Here is a 16,880-nt window from a genome sequence, read left to right as displayed (position 1 = left end):
GATTGCGTTCGTCTGAGACGGGGCATGGCTTCGTAGCTGTAGATTTCGTACCGGCTTTGCCCACCGAGTTTTGCCGCGATACTGCGGGGCATTGCCCCTGTCGCGCGTCCATTGTCGTGCCTTGCCGGATTCCCGTGCACATGTCCGTATTGCTTCCCCCCGCGTTTCTGGCCCGTGTGGCCGCCACCCTGCTGCTGGCCTGGCTGGCCGCACAGCTCTGTCTGGTGTTGCATACGCCGCTGCCCTGGATGCTGGGTCCGCTGATTTCCGTCTCCCTGCTATCGATTGGCGGGGCGCCCACCCAAAGCTGGGCCAGGCTGCGCGATCTGGGGCAGTGGACGATAGGCTGCGCTCTGGGCCTGTATTTCACGCCTGCGGTGACCGAGCTGGTCGCTGGTCTGTGGTGGGCGATTGCGCTGGCCATTGCCTGGGCCCTGTTGCTGGGCTGGGCCTTTGGGCGCTGGCTGTATCGCGTGCAGGCAGGCTCCATGCTGGCGCAACCGGGCATGGACGAAGAGCGCTTGCGCGCCACGACCTATTTCTCGGGCGCGATAGGTGCGGCCTCGGAGATGACGCTGCTGGCCGAGCGCGAGCAGGCGCGCACTGATCTGGTGGCCGCGGCACACAGCCTGCGGCTGGTGATAGTCACGGTGAGCATTCCCTTTGCACTGCAATGGTCGGGATTGCAGGGCGACCCAGGCCTGACGCTGCCCAGCGTGCGCACCGTGCAATGGCCGGGCTTTGCCTGGCTGGTGCTGGCCACCGGCGCCGGGGCATTGCTGATGCTCAGGCTCAGGCGTGCCAATCCCTGGTTTCTGGGTGCGCTGGCCGTATCCATGGGCTTGACCATGGCAGGCCTGGAGCTGTCCGCCGTGCCGCAATGGCTGATGAATGCCGCCCAACTGGTGATCGGCGTCAGCCTGGGGGTGCGCTTTCGACGTGATTTCCTGCACACGGCGCCGCGCTGGCTGGGCATGGTGGCGCTGGGTACCGTGGGCTTGATGGCAGTCTGCGCCGGTTTTGCCTGGCTGCTGTACTGGGCCACCGGCCTGCCCTGGGTGACCTTGCTGCTGGGCACATCGCCGGGTGGCATTACCGAGATGGCCATCACCGCCAAGGTCCTGCAACTGGGCGTGCCCGTGGTCACGGCCTTTCAGGTCTGCCGGCTGATTGCCGTGCTGCTGCTGGTAGCGCCGCTGTACCGATGGCTGAACAGAGCACTGCCAGGAGCGAGGCCATGATCCGCGGTAGGCGAAATCCCTGGAAGTCGGTCTTGATCCTCAGCGCATGCGCCGGCTTTGTGATGGCCGGGCTTCTGATGTGGATGGCCTGGGAGCACAACCCCCAGTGCGAGATTCACTGCGCAGAGCAAGGCATTGACTGGGGCTACTGGCTGGCGCTGGGTGCGGCAGGGGGGCTGCTGGGCTTTTTTGGCTGCATGCTGAGTGCCTGCGTGTTGATGCTGTTGTGCAGAAAGTCATAGCGGCTCGCGCTTTTCCAGCAAGCACTAGAGGGTGTTTTCAGATATCAAAAAGCCACTCGAGAGAGTGGCTTTTTGCAAGGTGTTCAGTGAATGATTACCGGCTGCTGGGCCAGGCCCGTGTAGGTGTCGAGAATTTCCTCCACCTCCTCCTCGGTGGGGGCATCCTGCTGCCAGGCGAGGATCTGCTTCTGGAACATTTCGGCCCAGGAGCCATCCAGATACACCTCCTTGCCCGAACGCTTGTCCACGATTTCGAAGCCGTGGCGCGGCAGTTGATGGGCTTGCTCGGTCTCGGCCTTGGCTTTGCCTGCCGGAGCGTCTGCCTCCATATCGGGACGCAGATGGAGCACCGCAAAGGATTCAGAGTCGTAAAGCATTTGCATGGTGTTCCTCCTTTCACTTCCGTTATGAGCATGCCTGCCATGGATATGGCGACAGGGTGCCGCATTTCAAGGTGGAAATGCCTGCTCTTGGCACTTGGGCACAGTATTCCATGGATTTGGCATGGTTGTGGGCAACTGGCTTTCCCGATCTGTAGTAGGCAAGTCCTTGAATGGCGCGACAGCGTTCAGCCCGAGCCGATGCAGGTTGCAGGCCTTGGCTGGGAGGTGAGTGAGCGCTTTGGGCGCGGTGCTCCCGGGGTTTACGCCAGGGGGCGACATGGAGGCTATTGCGGCGCGGACAGATATTTCCTGAGCTGCAGGTCGACAAAGTCGTCCTGTCCCTGAGTGAGCTTGATGCGCACGGGCAGGTATTGCATGGACGGAGCCAGCCAGACCGATCCGCGCTGGTCGCTGCTGCTTTTGCCGGGTAGCTTGTCCAGGCGCAGCGCCATGACGCCGCCAAATGGCAGCTCCAGCGCCTCGCTGGCACCCACGCGGAACTGCCAGCGCACGGCCGAGCGTGCGCTGCTGGTGGTCAGCTCTATCAGCGTGCCTGGCGGGTATTTATCGGGGGCGGCAGCCATCAGGGCCGAGAGCTGTAGAAACACGCTGAGGCGGTCCTGCACGCCATCGCCGATGGCCGCATCGGTCTGGCCGCCGCTGTAGTGTGCCTTGCCACTGGCCACATCAAAGGCGGCGGACTGGGTTTTTCGCCCCTTGTCGCTGAAGTTGAGCGGTTGCAGGCCCTTGGGTGTGATCAGCCCCTCGCTGGTCTGGGCGCGCTCGCCGAGCAAGAACATGCTGATCGACTGCCTGGCCTGGTAATACTGGCCGTCATGCTGCCATTGCAGCTGGGCGCCGGCCGAGTATTGAAAACCCTTGACCTGACCCGAGGCATTGAACTCCAGCGTGGCGGAGTTTGGCAGGGTGACGGGCAGCACAGAGTCAGGTGGCAGCGGCGCGCTGCCTGCGGGCGTGACCTGGATGGGGCGGGCCGTGTCGGCACCATTGGCTTCGGGAGGCTCGGCCATGGGCTCGGGAGCCGGCTCTGCTGCAGCAGCGGGCAGCTCTGTATTGGCGGGTGCTTCTGTTCCAGGAGTTTCTTGCGTTTGTGGTTCCTGGACTGGAGGCGGATTGGGCTCTGATTCCTGTTCGTCCGGGACGGGGGCAGGCACGGGAGCAGGAGCCGGCGCCCGGGGTGAGGCCTGGGGTTTGGGCGCCGGGGCTGGAGCCGGTTTGGGCGCTGCGGGTGCAGGCGGCGGAGGAGGGAGCGCCTGCAGCATGCGCGTCTCCATCACGATCTGGTCGACCGCCGCTTTGTCCGGCGGGCTTAGTTCGGGCAGGCCCCAGAGCAACAGCCCATGGGCTGCCAGCACCAAGCCGGTGATGGGCAGCAGTGTCTTGCGTGCCTGGCTTGCCTGAGGGGAGCGGCCCATGAGCGTGATTCTGAGATTGCAGGTTTCAGTGGTTGGGATCGGCGCGCCAGCCCAGATCGCTGGAAAGCTGGCGGGCGGCCGCCTGCAGTGGCGCATCTATGGCTCCACCATAGTCCGGGTCGAAAGTCGCCAGCGAGCCCAGGGTCATCAGCCCCAGCACGATATGGCCGGATGCATCGAAGACCGGCACGCAAAAGGCCACGATGCCCGGCAGCACGGTGTCGACCACGCGGGCCGTGCCGCGCGCACGGACTTCGGCCAGCATGTCCGCAACGGCCTCTTCGGTCTGGGGCAGGTCCTGGCGCCTGGCCTTGCGCGCACGTTCGATCTCGGGCTCCAGCAACGCGGCCGTCGCCTCGCGCGGCAGCCAGGCACCGAAGCAGCGCCCTGTGGCCGAGGCCAGCATGGGCATGACGTCGCCCAGGCGCAGATTGGCAGTGACGGACTGCGCCGATTCCTCCCAATGCACGATGGTCGGGCCATGGTTGCCCCAGACGGCAATGGCCAGCGTGTGGTTGAGAGTCTCGAGCAGCGCCGGAATGCGCTCCCGCGCCAGACGCACCGGGTCGAGGCGGGCCAGCGAGGCTAGGCCGATCTTGAGCGCCGCAGGGCCTAGGTCGTAGCGCGAATTGCGCTCGTCCTGCGCCACCAGGCCGATGCGCTGAAAGCTCACCAGATAGCGGTGCGCCTTGGCGGCACTCATGCCGGCGGCGGCGGCGACATCCTTGAGCATCAGCGGGCCGCTGGCCTGCGCCAGCGCTTCGATGAGGGAGAAACCCACTTCGACCGACTGAATCCCTGCGCGTTCCTTTTCCATTGCAATAGAATCGTGTTTTGTTTAGTTAAATCAATTTAACCAATCGTAATTTTGGCTAGCGTTGTCAGGCATTGTGCCAGCACCGCTGCCGTGAGCAGAGGGACAGAGAATGAAACTGGCAACCTACAAGGATGGCTCGCGCGACGGGCAACTGGTCGTGGTCTCTCGTGACCTGAGCCAGGCCTGCTATGCCACCGGTATTGCCAGCCGCATGCAGCAGGTGCTGGACGACTGGAGCTATATGGCCCCCCAGCTGCAGGATCTGTCGCACGAACTCAATCACGGCAAGGCCCGCCACGCGTTTCCCTTCGATCCCCAGCGCTGCATGGCACCGCTGCCACGAGCTTATCAGTGGGCCGATGGCTCGGCCTATATCAACCATGTGGAGTTGGTGCGCAAGGCACGCAATGCCGAGGTGCCGGCCAACTTCTACACCGACCCGTTGATGTACCAGGGCGGCAGCGATGATTTCATCGGCCCCTGCGATGATGTGATCGTGCCCAGCGCGGCCATGGGCATAGACTTCGAGGCAGAGATTGCCGTCGTCACCGGCGATGTGCCCATGGGCACGGATGCCAAGGATGCGCTGGACGGCGTTCGTCTCGTCATGCTGGCCAATGACGTGAGCCTGCGCAATCTGATACCTGGCGAACTGGCCAAGGGTTTCGGCTTTTTCCAGAGCAAGCCCGCCACGGCCTTCAGCCCTGTGGCCGTGACACTTGACGAGCTGGGCGATGCCTGGAAGGGCGGCCGTCTGCATCTGACGTTGCAGAGCACCTGGAACGGCCGCAAGGTCGGCATGTGTGATGCGGGCGAGGAGATGACTTTTCACTTCGGCCAGCTGATCGCTCATATCGCCAAGACCCGCAATGTGCGCGCCGGCTCCATCGTGGGCAGCGGCACGGTGAGCAACAAGGGCGTGGAGACCGGCAGCGGCAAGAACAAGCGCGTGGAATGGCCCAAGGGCTATAGCTGCATCGCCGAAAAGCGCTGCATAGAGACCATTCAGGACGGCGCACCCAAGACCGAGTTCATGCAGTTCGGCGACACCATCCGCATCGAGATGAAGGGCAAGGACGGCCAGAGCATCTTCGGCGCCATCGACCAGAACATTGCGCCGCCCGGCGGCAGCAAGGATGACTTGCCCGAAGCTCAGCCTCTGGATAGCTCTGAAGACTAAGCCCTCGTTGCTGCCGCCATGCCCATGTCAAGTCTGAATCTCTCGCGCTGGATTTCGCCTCTGAAGGTCGTGTCGGCCATAGCGTTCGCTTTGTTGACGGGCCTGTCCATGGCGGCAGAGCCTGCCGCCGAACCTGCAGTCAGTTGCCCGCCGCCGTTCAGTCCGCCAACGCCGGCCGAAATGCAGGCCATGGCCCCACAGATGCTGGACAGAGGCCTGCTCTGGCGCGTGCAGGACGGCGAGCGCACCAGCTGGCTTTACGGCACTTTGCATGTGGGCAAGCGGGAGTGGATCTTGCCCGGCCGCACCATCTTGCGTGCCATGGTTGCGACGGATTTGCTGGCGCTGGAGCTGGATGTGCTGAATCCGCAGGTCATGCAGCAGTTGATCGACGGCTTCCAGGCCCGTGTCGACGCCCCTGCGCTACCCGCAGATCTGGACGCCCGGCTGGCGCAGCAGCGCAAGCGAGCCTGTGCCGAGCATCTGAGCACGCAACGTCCGGACGCCCAACTGCTGGGACTGGTCAGCCAGCTGGGCCGCAAGCATGGGCTGATGGTCGAATTTGGCGCCGATCTGCAGCTGGCGAGCCTGGCCGGTGCCGTGCGCAAGCCTGTGCTGGGGCTGGAGTCGGCCCAGACCCAGCTCGAGGAGCTGCTTGCCGACGATCCCTTGGAGGTACAGGAAAGCGTGCGCGACGGGCTGGAGCAGCTCGAAGATCCCAAGTCCCCGGAAATCCTGCAACAGTTGGCGAACATCTGGGCAAGCGGCAACGAAAAACAGCTGGAGAACTATGCCGACTGGTGCGACTGCATCAAGACCGAGCGTGACCGGCTCAAGTACGCGCGCCTCATGGATGGACGCAATCCGGGTATGGCAGACGGCATTGTGCGTCAGCTCCAGCAGGGCAAGACCGTGTTTGCCGCCGTGGGAGCGCTGCACATGGTCGGGCCCAAGGGCCTGCCCGAGCTGCTGCGTCAGAAAGGCTATCAGGTCGAGCGCGTGAGCTTCAAACTGCAACCCATACAGAAATCGGAGTCAAAACCGATTCAAACCGAATAGAGACAAGCGCAGGCAGCTATCAATTAATAGAAAAGGCCGCCTGGCGGGGTCTAAAAATCATTCCACAACCCCCTACATCACCCTCAAGGAGACAAACGATGGATCGTCGTCAATTCCTGGCTGCCATGGCAGCCAGCTCGGCTGCTGCCGCATCCCCCTTCGCCATGGCGCAGGACTGGCCCGCCAACCCTGTGCGCTGGGTCGTGCCCTACCCACCCGGAGGCGGTACCGATGTACTGGCCCGCACGGTGGCCGAATCCATGCGCAAGACGCTGAACCAGACCATCGTGGTGGACAACCGTCCCGGTGCCTCGACGAATATCGGCGGCCAGCTCGTTGCCGCGGCCAAGCCCGATGGCTACACCATCATGTCGGCCGACAACGCCATCCTGGCGTTCAACGAGCACCTGTTCAGCAAACTGCCCTTCAGCCCCGACAAGGATTTCACCTATGTGGGCGGCATCAGCCGCTTCCCCATGGCGCTGGTGGTCAACCCTGCGTTCGAAGCCAAGGATTTCAAGGAATTCCTGGCCTATGCCAAGGCCAACCCCGGCAAGCTCAACTACGCCTCGCCCGGCAATGGCTCGCCCCACCATCTGGCCATGGAGCTGTTCAAGAACCGCACCGGCACCAGTCTGACCCATATCCCCTACAAGGGTGCCGCGCCCGCGCTGGCCGATGTGATGGGCGGCCAGGTGCCTTGCATGTTCCTGGATCTGGCATCGGGCCTGCCCGTGATCCAGTCCGGCAAGGTGCGGGCCCTGGCCATAGGCACGGCCAAGCGCGTGCCCAATCTGCCCAATGTGCCCACGCTGGCCGAACTGGGCCTCAAGGATTCCGAGGTCTATGCCTTCCAAGGCATTCTGGGTCCCAAGGGCTTGCCGCCAGCCATCGTGCAGCGCCTCAACGCAGACCTGCAAAAAGCCCTCAAGGACCCTGACGTGGTCAAGCGCATGGCCGACTTCGGCATGGAAGCCCTGCCTGGCACGCCCGAGCAGTTCCACCAGCTGGCGCGCACCGAAGCCAAGCGCTGGGGTGAGGTCATCAAGGCGGCCGGCGTGAAGCTGGACTGATCGCCTCCTTCCTGAGCTTCGCGAGGTTCTGGGCATGGCTTGAGCCGTTGCCGCAGACCTCGTCGGCTTGCATCGTAGCGGCCCTGCCACCTTGAGTTGCAGGGCCGTTTTCAGTAGGGAAGTATGCCGGGCAGCAGTGGGCGGCTCAGGCGCTCGCGCCACCATTGCTGGGCCCGGCCGGGGGCATCGCTGCGCCAGGCCAGCCAGAAGGTTTCGGGCGGTCGCGGTTCTTCCACCGCCAGTTCTACCAGTACCCCGGTCTCCAGCTCCACACGCACGCATGCGCGCGGCACAAAGCCGTGGCCCAGGCCGGCGGCCTGGCAGGCTATCTTGGCCTGCATATCGGGCACGGTGATGCGCCGCTGACCGGTGAGCAGGCCCACGGTGCGGTCGGTCAGCGAACGGGCGCCGTCGCCCACCACCACGGCGGTGTGCTCCAGCAGGTCGGCGCGCGCCAGCGGATGGCCAAGACGCGCCAGCGGGTGGCTGGCAGTCACGCAGAACACGAAATCGAGCTGGCCCACGGCCACGGCCTTGTGGCCACCACCGGCCGGACCCTCGCCCGCCGCCACGATCAGGTCGGCCCGGCCTTCGCGCAAGGCTTCCCAGGTGCCCGTCAGGGTCTCGCTGCCGATGCGCAGCCGCGTGCCGCTGTTCAGTGCCTCGAAGGCCTGGATGTCGGCGCCGAAGGCGCTCGTGGGGATCAGCGAGTCGTGCACCAGGCGCACCTCGGTCTCGAATCCTGTGGCGATCTGGCGTAGCCGAGACTCGAGCTGACGCGCGGCTGCCAGCAGCCAGCGCCCTTCCTTGAGCAGTTCCTCGCCTGCTGGCGTGAGACTGACGCGCGGGCCGTTGCGCACAAACAGGTTCAGGCCCAGCTGTTCCTCGAGCTTGGACACGGCATAGGAGATGGTCGAAGGTACTTTGTGCAGGCGCTCCGCCGCACCGGCGAACGAGCCATGGCGGGCAATGGTGTCCACCAGTTCGATGGCTTCCAGAGAGAGTTTGAGCATGCTTTGAGTGCGTAAAGAACAATCATCGAAATTATCGATGATTCAGAGGATTTTCTTTCAGCATAGGCGCCGATAAGGCCGCCGATACTTCATGCATCGCCACACGGAACGCAGAGAAACAAGGCAGACGGGCCTGCTGCAGCAAGTGTGAACGTCATCGATTGTTAAGGAGATATCAATGCTTGAAGTTCGCCAATCCAACCACCGCGGCCGTGCCAACCATGGCTGGCTGCAATCGCGCCACACCTTCTCCTTCGGCCATTACCGCGATGCCAATCAGCAAGGCTTTTCGGATCTGCTGGTTATCAATGACGACAATGTGTCCCCTGGTCAGGGCTTTGGCACCCACGGCCACCGCGACATGGAAATCTTCTCCTATGTGCTCGACGGCGCCCTGGAGCACAAGGACTCCATGGGCACGGGCTCGGTGATCCGTCCCGGCGACGTGCAGATGATGAGCGCCGGCACCGGCGTGGAGCATAGCGAATTCAACCACTCGGCCCAGGACCCGGTGCACTTTCTGCAGATCTGGATCGTGCCCGCCGAACGCGGCGCCGCTCCACGCTATCAGCAGGTCCATGTGGACGATGCCGACAAGCGCGGCCGCCTGCGCCTGATCATCGCCCCCGAAGGCCGGGACGGCACGTTGGCCGTGCGCCAGGACGCCCGGGTCTATGCCGGCCTGTTCGATGGCGCTGAATCCGCCGAACTCGATGTGGGCACCGACCGCCATGTCTATGTGCATGTGGCCCGCGGCAGCCTCAGCGTGAACGGAGAGCGCCTGTCCGAAGGCGACGGAGCCCGCATCCGCAACGCCGGGGCTCTGCGCTTCGATCAGGGCGAGCAGGCCGAGGTGCTGGTCTTTGACCTGCGCCCCCGTGAACTGCCTAGCTTGTAAGTGCCAGTTTCCATTCGGCTTTCCTGTTTTTCCCGCAGCCTCTCTCTCACCTTTTACCCAGGAGTTTCACCATGACCAACGCCAATGCCTCCATCGCCCGTCCTGTCGCCGTCGCCAAGCCCGGTGCCAAGCTGCTCAACCCCCATGACCACACGCTGATCATGATCGACTTCCAGTCGCAGATGGCTTTTGCCACGCACTCCATCGATCCCGTGCAACTGCGCTCCAACGCGGCCCTGGTTGCTTCGGCCGCAGCCGGCTTCGGTGCCTCCACCATCCTGACCACAGTGGCCGAAAAAAGCTTCTCCGGGCCCATGTTCGAGGAAGTGACCGCGCCTTTTCCCGGCCAGACCCTGCTGGACCGCACCTCGATGAATACCTGGGAAGACGAGGCTGTGATCCGGAAGGTCAACGAGATCGGCAAGCCTCGCATCGTGCTGGCCGGCCTGTGGACCAGCGTGTGCATCGTCGGACCGGCCCTGTCGGCGCTGGATCAGGGTTTTGAGGTCTTCGTGATCGCCGATGCCTGCGGCGACATTTCCACCGAAGCCCATAACCGTGCCATGGAGCGCATGGTGCAGGCTGGAGCCCAGCCCATCACGTCCTTGCAATACCTGCTGGAAATGCAGCGTGACTGGGCCCGTACCGAGACCTATGACATGACCACGGGCATCGCCAAGAAGCTGGGTGGCGGCTACGGCATCGGCATCACCTACGCCAAGACCATGTTCGGCGCCCACGAAGGCTAAAAAGAGCACATCATCTTTCTACTGCGCAGACCGATCTCGCACCCGCGGTTCTCGCCGTACGCATGTACGGATGCGGTCCTCAATGCGACCTTGGTCTGCTCGCCAAGAAATCTGGCGCACTCTTCGCGCCGCTGAACGACCGGAGACCTCCATGACCCAGCCCTCCACCCCCGACCTGATCCTGTTCAACGGCCGCTTCACCACCCTGGACCGCAGCAACCCCATGGCCACGGCCGTGGCCGTGAGCAGGGGCCGCTTCAGCGCCGTCGGCAGCGACCGCGAGGTCCTGCCCCTGGCCGGCCCACAGACCAGGCGCATCGATCTGGGCGGGCGCAGTGCGCTGCCCGGGCTCATCGACAACCACCTGCATCTGATCCGCGGTGGCCTGAACTTCAACATGGAGTTGCGCTGGAACGGAGTGAAGAGCCTGGCCGATGCCATGGCCATGCTCAAGGCCCAGGTGGACGTGACCCCTGCGCCCCAGTGGGTGCGAGTGGTGGGCGGCTTCACCGAGCACCAGTTCGTGGAAAAGCGCCTGCCCACGCTGGCCGAGCTGAACGCCGTGGCGCCCGACACCCCGGTCTTCATCCTGCACCTGTACGACCGTGCCCTGCTCAACGCCGCGGCCCTGCGCGCCGTGGGCTACACCAAGGACACGCCCGAGCCGCCCGGTGGCCAGATCCTGCGCGACAGCGCCGGCAACCCCACGGGCCTGCTGCTGGCCAAGCCCAATGCGTCCATCCTCTACGCCACGCTGGCCAAGGGCCCCAAGCTGCCGCGCGACTACCAGCTCAACTCGACACGCCACTTCATGCGCGAACTCAACCGGCTGGGCGTGACCGGTGCCATCGACGCTGGCGGAGGCATGCAGAACTACCCCGACGACTACGACGTGATCCAGGAGCTGGCCGATGCCGACCAGCTCACCATCCGCCTGGCCTACAACCTGTTCACGCAAAAGCCCAAGGAAGAGAAGGACGACTTTCTGCGCTGGACCTCCACCTCGCAGTACAAGCAGGGCACAGACTACTTCCGCCACAACGGAGCAGGCGAAATGCTGGTGTTCTCGGCCGCCGACTTCGAGGACTTCCGCCAGCCCCAGCCCGAGCTGGCGCCAAGCATGGAGGGCGAGCTCGAAGAAGTGGTGCGCATCCTGGCACAGAACCGCTGGCCCTGGCGCATGCACGCCACCTACGACGAGACCATCGATCGCGCGCTCGATGTGTTCGAGAAGGTCAATGAAGACATTCCCCTGGCCGGTCTGAACTGGTTCTTCGACCACGCCGAAACCATCTCCGAGAAGTCCATCGACCGCATCGCGGCCCTGGGCGGAGGCGTGGCCGTGCAGCACCGCATGGCCTACCAGGGCGAATACTTCGTCGAGCGCTATGGCGCGGCTGCGGCCGAAGCCACACCGCCTGTCAAGCGCATGCTGGAAAAAGGCGTGAACGTGTCTGCCGGCACCGACGCCACCCGCGTCGCCAGCTACAACCCCTGGGTCTCGCTGTCATGGCTCGTCACGGGCAAGACCGTGGGTGGCCTGCAGCTCACGCCTCAGCGCAATTGCCTCACCCGCGACCAGGCCTTGCGCATGTGGACCGAAAACGTCACCTGGTTCAGCAACGAACAGGGCAAGAAGGGCCGCATCCAGGTGGGCCAGCTGGCCGACCTCATCGTTCCTGATCGCGATTTCTTCGCCTGCCCCGAGTCCGACATCGCCGGCACCTCGGCCCTGCTCACCGTGGTGGACGGCAAGGTGGTCTACGGCGCTGGTGCCTTCGCCGACCTCGATGAGTCGGCCCCGCCGCTGGCCATGCCCGACTGGTCGCCCGTGCGCACCTTCAAGGGCTATGGTGCCTGGGGTATGCAGGAAGGCACGCCGCTGCAGTCCGTGATGCGCAACGCGGCAGCAAACTGCGGCTGCGCCAGTAGCTGCAACATGCATGGCCATGCCCACGCCACGGCCTGGAGCAGCAAGCTGCCCGTGGCCGATCTCAAGGGCTTCTGGGGCGCCCTGGGCTGCGCCTGCTGGGCGGTGTGAGATGGGCGAGACGCTGCATGCCGCAGCCACCGTCCCCTGGGTGCAGCCGCTGGCCCTCGCCGGTTTCACGGTGCTGGCGGCCTTGCTGACCGACCGCTTCCGGGCAGCGCAGCAGGCCGGGCGCCAGCGTGCTGCCAACGCATTTTTTGAACACTGGGGCCTGGTCGGCGGCATGTTGCTCGTCGCCTGGCACGATCTAGGAGACTCCCATGCCGGATAACCAAAAAACCGCCTCGGGCAGCTTCGCGCCCCTGGCCATTCCCGTCTTTGCAGTGCTGTGGGCCGCCACGGTGCTGGGCAATATCGGCAGCTTCATGCGCGATGTGGCCAGCGCCTGGATGGTGACCGAGCTCTCGTCCAGCCCCACGGCCGTGGCCCTGATCCAGACGGCGGCCACGCTGCCAGTCTTTCTGCTGGCCATCCCGGCCGGCGTGCTGTCCGACATCCTGGACCGCCGTCGTTTCCTCATCGGCGTGCAGGTGTTGCTGGGCGCCGTCAGCGGCACGTTGCTGGTGCTTGCCCAGACCAACACCCTCACGGTGGAATACCTGGTGGCTCTGACCTTTGTGGGTGGCATTGGCGCCGCCCTCATGGGACCGACCTGGCAGTCCATCGTGCCCGAGCTGGTGCCGCGCAGCGAACTCAAGAGCGCCGTGGCCCTGAACTCCCTGGGCATCAACATCGCCCGTGCCATCGGCCCGGCTGCCGGCGGCCTGCTGCTGGCCAGCTTCGGCGCCGCGGCGGCCTACGGCCTTGATGTGCTGAGCTATGTGTTCGTGATCGCCGCCCTCATCTGGTGGAAGCGTCCCAAGGCCGAGGCTTCGGCACTCAACGAGCAGTTCTTCGGCGCCTTCCGGGCCGGTGTGCGCTATGCCCGTGCCAGCCGCGAGCTGCATGTGGTGTTGCTGCGCGCCGCTGTGTTTTTCCTGTTCGCCAGCTCGGTCTGGGCCCTGCTGCCCCTGGTGGCGCGGCGCATGCTGGGCGGCACGGCCGGCTTTTATGGCGTGATGCTGGGCGCTGTGGGCGCCGGAGCCATCCTGGGCGCCGTGCTGCTGCCCAAGCTGCGCAAGCGTCTCGATACCGACGGTCTGGTGTTGCTGGCTTCTGTGGTTACGGCCTTGGTCATGGGCATGCTGACCCTTGCGCCGCCCCAGTGGGCTGCCGTGGCGCTGATGCTGGTGCTGGGCCTGGGCTGGATTGTTGCGCTGACCACACTCAACGGTGTGGCCCAGGCGGTGCTGCCCAACTGGGTGCGCGGCCGGGGTCTTGCCATCTACCTGATGATATTCAACGGTGCCATGGCCCTGGGCAGCCTAGGCTGGGGCCTGATTGCCGGCCAGCTGGGCCTGCCGGTCACGCTGCTGATCGGAGCCCTGGGTCTGGTGCTGGTGTCCCTGGTCTTTCACCGCGTCAAGCTGCCAGCTGGTGAGGCGGATCTGCAACCGTCCAACCACTGGCCCGAGCCCCTGCTGGCAGAACCCGTGGCTCATGATCGTGGCCCGGTCATGATTCAGATCGAATACCGCATTGCCCACGAAGATTTGGCCGCTTTTTTCCAGGCCATGCAGCAAGTGGCCCAGGAGCGCCGTCGCGATGGGGCTTATGCCTGGGGCGTGGCCGAACACACCGGCGAGCCCGGTCGAGTGATTGAGTGGTTCCTGGTTGAATCCTGGGCTGAGCACCTGCGCCAGCATGGTCGTGTGTCCAAGGCCGATGCCGATCTGCAGGCCGCCGCTTTGCGCTACCACCAGGGGCCGGACAGGCCCGTGGTTCACCATTTCCTGGCCCTGGATGCGCGCAGCGCCCAGCAGGGAACGGGTTCTCCCGCCCACTGAGCGGCGCTGGAATCGGCATTCATCGCTGACGGGGCAGGCGATGAATGCGACCCAGTTTATTTTCCCAGGGGCTGGAGCAGAGGTCGGTGCATCACTTACTTGGCGGGCTTGGCGGCACGCACTGCCACGACCTCGATTTCCACATACCAGGCTGGGTTGGCCAGGGCTGCAATCTGGAAGGCCGAGCGTGCGGGCAGGTTGGGCTGGGCAGCCGTGCCAAAGAACTGGGTGTAGCCACGCATGAAGCCGGCAAAGTCCATCTTGTTGCCCTTGGCGGGGTCGGCCACCAGGAAGACCTGCATCTTCACCACATCGCTCATGCCGAGATTCATGCTCTTGAGCTGCTCTTCCAGGCCCTTGAGGATGGCCACGGTCTGGCCTTCGGTGTCGCCGCCATAGGCAGCAGGATCAGTGGCGGGCTTGGATTTGTCCACCATGGGCGGCACCTTGCCCGAGAGGTAGACGGTGCGGGCATCGGTGGGAATTTCCACGGCTGCGGCGATGGGGAAGGTAGAGCCCGGTGTCTTGTAACGCAGGACATCGCCACCGCCGGAGGTGGTGGCTGCGCAGCCGGTGAGCAGGACTGCAGCGCCCAGCAGGGCGGCGGTGGTGGCGGTCTTGAAGATGGATGGAACGTTCATGTGATCTCCTGAATGGATTTATGGGGTGACGCGAAAGGGTTTGACGTCGGCGGCAGACAGCTTGTCCGGGTACTGATTGCCGAAGTTGCTGCGCACATAGTTCACGACGTCGGCAATCTGCTCGTCGGACAGCTTGCTGGCAAAGGACGGCATGCCGTGCAGGCCGTTCATGACGACCGAGGCCGGGTAGGCGGCGGCTGCCAGCTTGGGGTTGGAGGCCAGCGCGGGGTAGAAGCCGGCACCCTTGGCGCCTTCGCCCTTGACCATGTGGCATCCCTGGCAGATGGCCTGGTACAGGGTCTCTCCGCCGCTCTGGCTGAAGCGTGGACGGACCGCAGAGAAGTTCTGCATCAGCGCCTGGGTATCGGCGGGCGAGATGGAAAGAACGGCGGCAGACTGCAGCGTTTGCAGGTTTTTCACATCCTGGGTTTTCATGCCCTGTGATTGGGCCAGGACGGCGCCGGAGAGACCCAGGGCCAGGGCGAAAGCGGAGCAAAGACGGTGCAATGTGTGCATGGTGAAGTTCCTTGTTGCAGACATGGGCGATCAGAGGCTGGAGGCCTTGGCGTGCAGACGCTGGATGGCGTCCAGCGAAGACAGCACGGCACCTTCCTGCCAGGCGGGGATGTACGAGACATGCTCGCCCGCGAGCACCAGGCGACCGTCGATCTGGGCCAGATCCTTGTAGTGCTGCTCGCGCAGCGCATCGGTCCAGTTGCCGAAGCAGCCGTTGATCCAGGGCATGCGATGCCAGGCTACCGACACACCGTTGAGGAACTCCTGCTTGTACTGCGGATGAATCTGCGCGCCGTACTCCAGCGCCAGACGAATGCGCTCGGCCGGCTTGAGCGAGGAGAAGCGGTAGCTGTTGGAGTTCTCGAAGGCATAGGCGCCCAGCAGCACGGCGGGGCCGTTGCCCATATAACCGGTGGAGGGGTAGGAGATCTGCTGAATCGGCAGATCGGTGTAGCTGATGCCGCCGTAGATGCGCTCGTCCTCTTCCCAGAAGCGGCGCTTGAACTCCAGACCGACCTTCATGGAGCTGCCATAGGGCACGGCAGCAATCGCGTTTTGCATGGCGCTGCTGGCCTGCACTTCGATCTGGCTCAGGATGGACAGCGGAATCGTGCACACGCACCAGTCGGCGCGGGCCTGCAGTGTGGCGCCGGGCTTGAGGGCGTCCACATAGTCCACGGTCACGCCCTTGTCGTTCTGGGCGATCTTGGTGACCTTGGCGTTGTAGCGTATGGCCGAGCCCAGATCGCGCGCCATGGCCTGGGCCAGCATGTCCATGCCGCCTTCGGGCTGGAAGATGGCGCTGTGGAATTCGTAGATATTACCCACGCCCATCTGGCGCCACAAATTGGATTCGAGCAGCTCGTGCAGGCCCATGGGCGTCGACGGTTTGGCCTGCGCCATCAGGCCACCGCCGGGGTCGATGTCGTAGCCACGGAAATCGCTGACCGCATTGCTGGCGCGGTAGCGGTACTCCTTGTCCAGCACGCCCCAGGCCTTGAGGCTCTCCAGCAGGCGTTCCTTGTCTTCCCGGCTGACGCTCTGGTCCAGCGCCCCCTGATTGGTAGCCTTGGACAGCAGCTCGGCCACATGACCGTAGACATCGGTCTGCACATGGCGAAAGCGCTGGGGCTTGCCAGCCAGGGCCTTGCTGTTGTGCAGATAGGCGTTGTAGTTGACCTGGTTGAAGGCTTCGAGCTTGATGCCGAAGCGCTTGTAGTAGTCCAGCATCGCATGGTGGTGGTAGGGCACGCGCCAGGGGCCGGGGTTGAAGTAGTTGCCCTTGGCAAAGCCCACTTTCTGGCGTGTACCGTCGAGTTCGCTGAACTCATCGCCGCCGCGCAGCGTCCAGCATCGGCCGCCGGCGCGACTCTGGTATTCAAGCAACTGCACCTTGTAGCCCGCCGCGCGCAACTCGTGGGCTGCCACCATGCCTGCCAGGCCCGCGCCCAGCACCAGCACCGACGCGCCAGGTCTGGCGTTGCCGAGCTTGACCGGACCGCTGTAATGCGACTCGGCGGCGTAGCCCAGTGAACTCATGGCTTGGTACATGGCACTGCCGCCCGCGACCTTTCCGATCATCGAGAGCAGTTGTCTGCGACTGACATGCTTGCTTGGCTCTGGCATCTGAAATTCCTTTGCTGTTGTGTATTCCGCTGTCCATCCGGGGTTGCGGGGCAAGGGTTTTCAGCAAGAGCTGTGCCAGGTCAGAGGGCTCAAGGCATTAGTTCAATGAAATCAGTTACTTGTTATGGAA

The 16,880-nt window shown here is 64.2% G+C and carries 17 protein-coding genes; 10 read left to right on the top strand and 7 right to left on the bottom strand.

What is annotated here, in order from left to right:
* Positions 1-140 precede the first annotated feature (140 nt).
* Complete coding sequence (locus tag AAIL66_RS03180) at positions 141-1,241, top strand: AbrB family transcriptional regulator (RefSeq protein ID WP_343495988.1); 1,101 nt, start codon at positions 141-143, stop codon at positions 1,239-1,241.
* A 32-nt stretch (positions 1,242-1,273) separates the two neighbouring features.
* Positions 1,274-1,483, top strand: coding sequence for a hypothetical protein (locus AAIL66_RS03175; protein WP_231905886.1), 210 nt, complete (start codon positions 1,274-1,276; stop codon positions 1,481-1,483).
* 83 nt (positions 1,484-1,566) lie between these two features.
* Here the strand turns inward: AAIL66_RS03175 and AAIL66_RS03170 are convergent, their stop codons facing one another.
* From AAIL66_RS03170 to AAIL66_RS03160, 3 genes are all read right to left on the bottom strand, one after another.
* Complete coding sequence (locus AAIL66_RS03170) at positions 1,567-1,866, bottom strand: DUF3567 domain-containing protein (protein WP_003073714.1); 300 nt, start codon at positions 1,864-1,866, stop codon at positions 1,567-1,569.
* A gap of 284 nt (positions 1,867-2,150) precedes the next feature.
* Positions 2,151-3,302, bottom strand: coding sequence for a DUF3108 domain-containing protein (locus AAIL66_RS03165; RefSeq protein ID WP_343495987.1), 1,152 nt, complete (start codon positions 3,300-3,302; stop codon positions 2,151-2,153).
* A 25-nt stretch (positions 3,303-3,327) separates the two neighbouring features.
* Positions 3,328-4,119 (bottom strand): IclR family transcriptional regulator, encoded by a 792-nt coding sequence (locus AAIL66_RS03160; RefSeq protein WP_034354893.1) that lies wholly within the window; start codon positions 4,117-4,119, stop codon positions 3,328-3,330.
* A gap of 109 nt (positions 4,120-4,228) precedes the next feature.
* Here AAIL66_RS03160 and AAIL66_RS03155 point away from each other — a divergent pair, with 109 nt between their 5' ends.
* From AAIL66_RS03155 to AAIL66_RS03145, 3 genes are all read left to right on the top strand, one after another.
* Positions 4,229-5,299 carry a fumarylacetoacetate hydrolase family protein gene (locus AAIL66_RS03155; RefSeq protein WP_045838792.1) on the top strand — a complete coding sequence of 357 codons (1,071 nt, stop codon included), beginning with the start codon at positions 4,229-4,231 and terminating at the stop codon, positions 5,297-5,299.
* 24 nt (positions 5,300-5,323) lie between these two features.
* Positions 5,324-6,358 carry a TraB/GumN family protein gene (locus tag AAIL66_RS03150; protein WP_343495986.1) on the top strand — a complete coding sequence of 345 codons (1,035 nt, stop codon included), beginning with the start codon at positions 5,324-5,326 and terminating at the stop codon, positions 6,356-6,358.
* A gap of 98 nt (positions 6,359-6,456) precedes the next feature.
* Positions 6,457-7,431: a tripartite tricarboxylate transporter substrate binding protein gene (locus AAIL66_RS03145; RefSeq protein WP_034391286.1), complete on the top strand. Its 975-nt coding sequence runs from the start codon at positions 6,457-6,459 to the stop codon at positions 7,429-7,431.
* 110 nt (positions 7,432-7,541) lie between these two features.
* Here AAIL66_RS03145 and AAIL66_RS03140 read toward each other — a convergent pair whose 3' ends face one another.
* Positions 7,542-8,444 (bottom strand): LysR family transcriptional regulator, encoded by a 903-nt coding sequence (locus tag AAIL66_RS03140; protein WP_034404455.1) that lies wholly within the window; start codon positions 8,442-8,444, stop codon positions 7,542-7,544.
* A 178-nt stretch (positions 8,445-8,622) separates the two neighbouring features.
* Between AAIL66_RS03140 and AAIL66_RS03135 the strand changes: the two genes are divergently transcribed.
* From AAIL66_RS03135 to AAIL66_RS03115, 5 genes are all read left to right on the top strand, one after another.
* The gene (locus AAIL66_RS03135; protein ID WP_034404453.1) at positions 8,623-9,342 is read left to right on the top strand and encodes a pirin family protein; all 720 of its coding nucleotides are present in this window, start codon (positions 8,623-8,625) and stop codon (positions 9,340-9,342) included.
* A 71-nt stretch (positions 9,343-9,413) separates the two neighbouring features.
* Entirely contained in the window at positions 9,414-10,091 is a 678-nt protein-coding gene (locus AAIL66_RS03130) for an isochorismatase family protein (protein WP_003068587.1), read from the top strand.
* Between the two features lie 151 nt (positions 10,092-10,242).
* Positions 10,243-12,132 (top strand): amidohydrolase, encoded by a 1,890-nt coding sequence (locus tag AAIL66_RS03125; RefSeq protein WP_343495985.1) that lies wholly within the window; start codon positions 10,243-10,245, stop codon positions 12,130-12,132.
* A 1-nt stretch (position 12,133) separates the two neighbouring features.
* Entirely contained in the window at positions 12,134-12,352 is a 219-nt protein-coding gene (locus tag AAIL66_RS03120; RefSeq protein ID WP_034404448.1) for a hypothetical protein, read from the top strand.
* On the top strand, positions 12,342-13,967 hold the full coding sequence (locus AAIL66_RS03115; protein ID WP_343495984.1) for an MFS transporter: 1,626 nt from the start codon (positions 12,342-12,344) through the stop codon (positions 13,965-13,967). The genes AAIL66_RS03120 and AAIL66_RS03115 overlap by 11 nt, the downstream gene beginning before the upstream one ends.
* 95 nt (positions 13,968-14,062) lie before the next feature.
* Here the strand turns inward: AAIL66_RS03115 and AAIL66_RS03110 are convergent, their stop codons facing one another.
* From AAIL66_RS03110 to AAIL66_RS03100, 3 genes are read right to left on the bottom strand one after another with little or no spacing between them, the layout of a single operon-like run.
* On the bottom strand, positions 14,063-14,608 hold the full coding sequence (locus tag AAIL66_RS03110; protein WP_343495983.1) for a RidA family protein: 546 nt from the start codon (positions 14,606-14,608) through the stop codon (positions 14,063-14,065).
* A gap of 18 nt (positions 14,609-14,626) precedes the next feature.
* Entirely contained in the window at positions 14,627-15,124 is a 498-nt protein-coding gene (locus AAIL66_RS03105; RefSeq protein ID WP_034354874.1) for a c-type cytochrome, read from the bottom strand.
* Between the two features lie 30 nt (positions 15,125-15,154).
* The gene (locus tag AAIL66_RS03100; RefSeq protein ID WP_034354871.1) at positions 15,155-16,750 is read right to left on the bottom strand and encodes a flavin monoamine oxidase family protein; all 1,596 of its coding nucleotides are present in this window, start codon (positions 16,748-16,750) and stop codon (positions 15,155-15,157) included.
* Between the last annotated feature and the right edge of the window lie 130 nt (positions 16,751-16,880).

The sequence above is a fragment of the Comamonas sp. F1-6 genome (assembly GCF_039581415.1).
In the GTDB taxonomy this organism is placed as follows: Bacteria; Pseudomonadota; Gammaproteobacteria; order Burkholderiales; family Burkholderiaceae_C; genus Comamonas; species Comamonas thiooxydans.
Note: the sequence above shows the minus strand (reverse complement) of the source record. Positions and strands in the feature narration are given on the sequence as shown.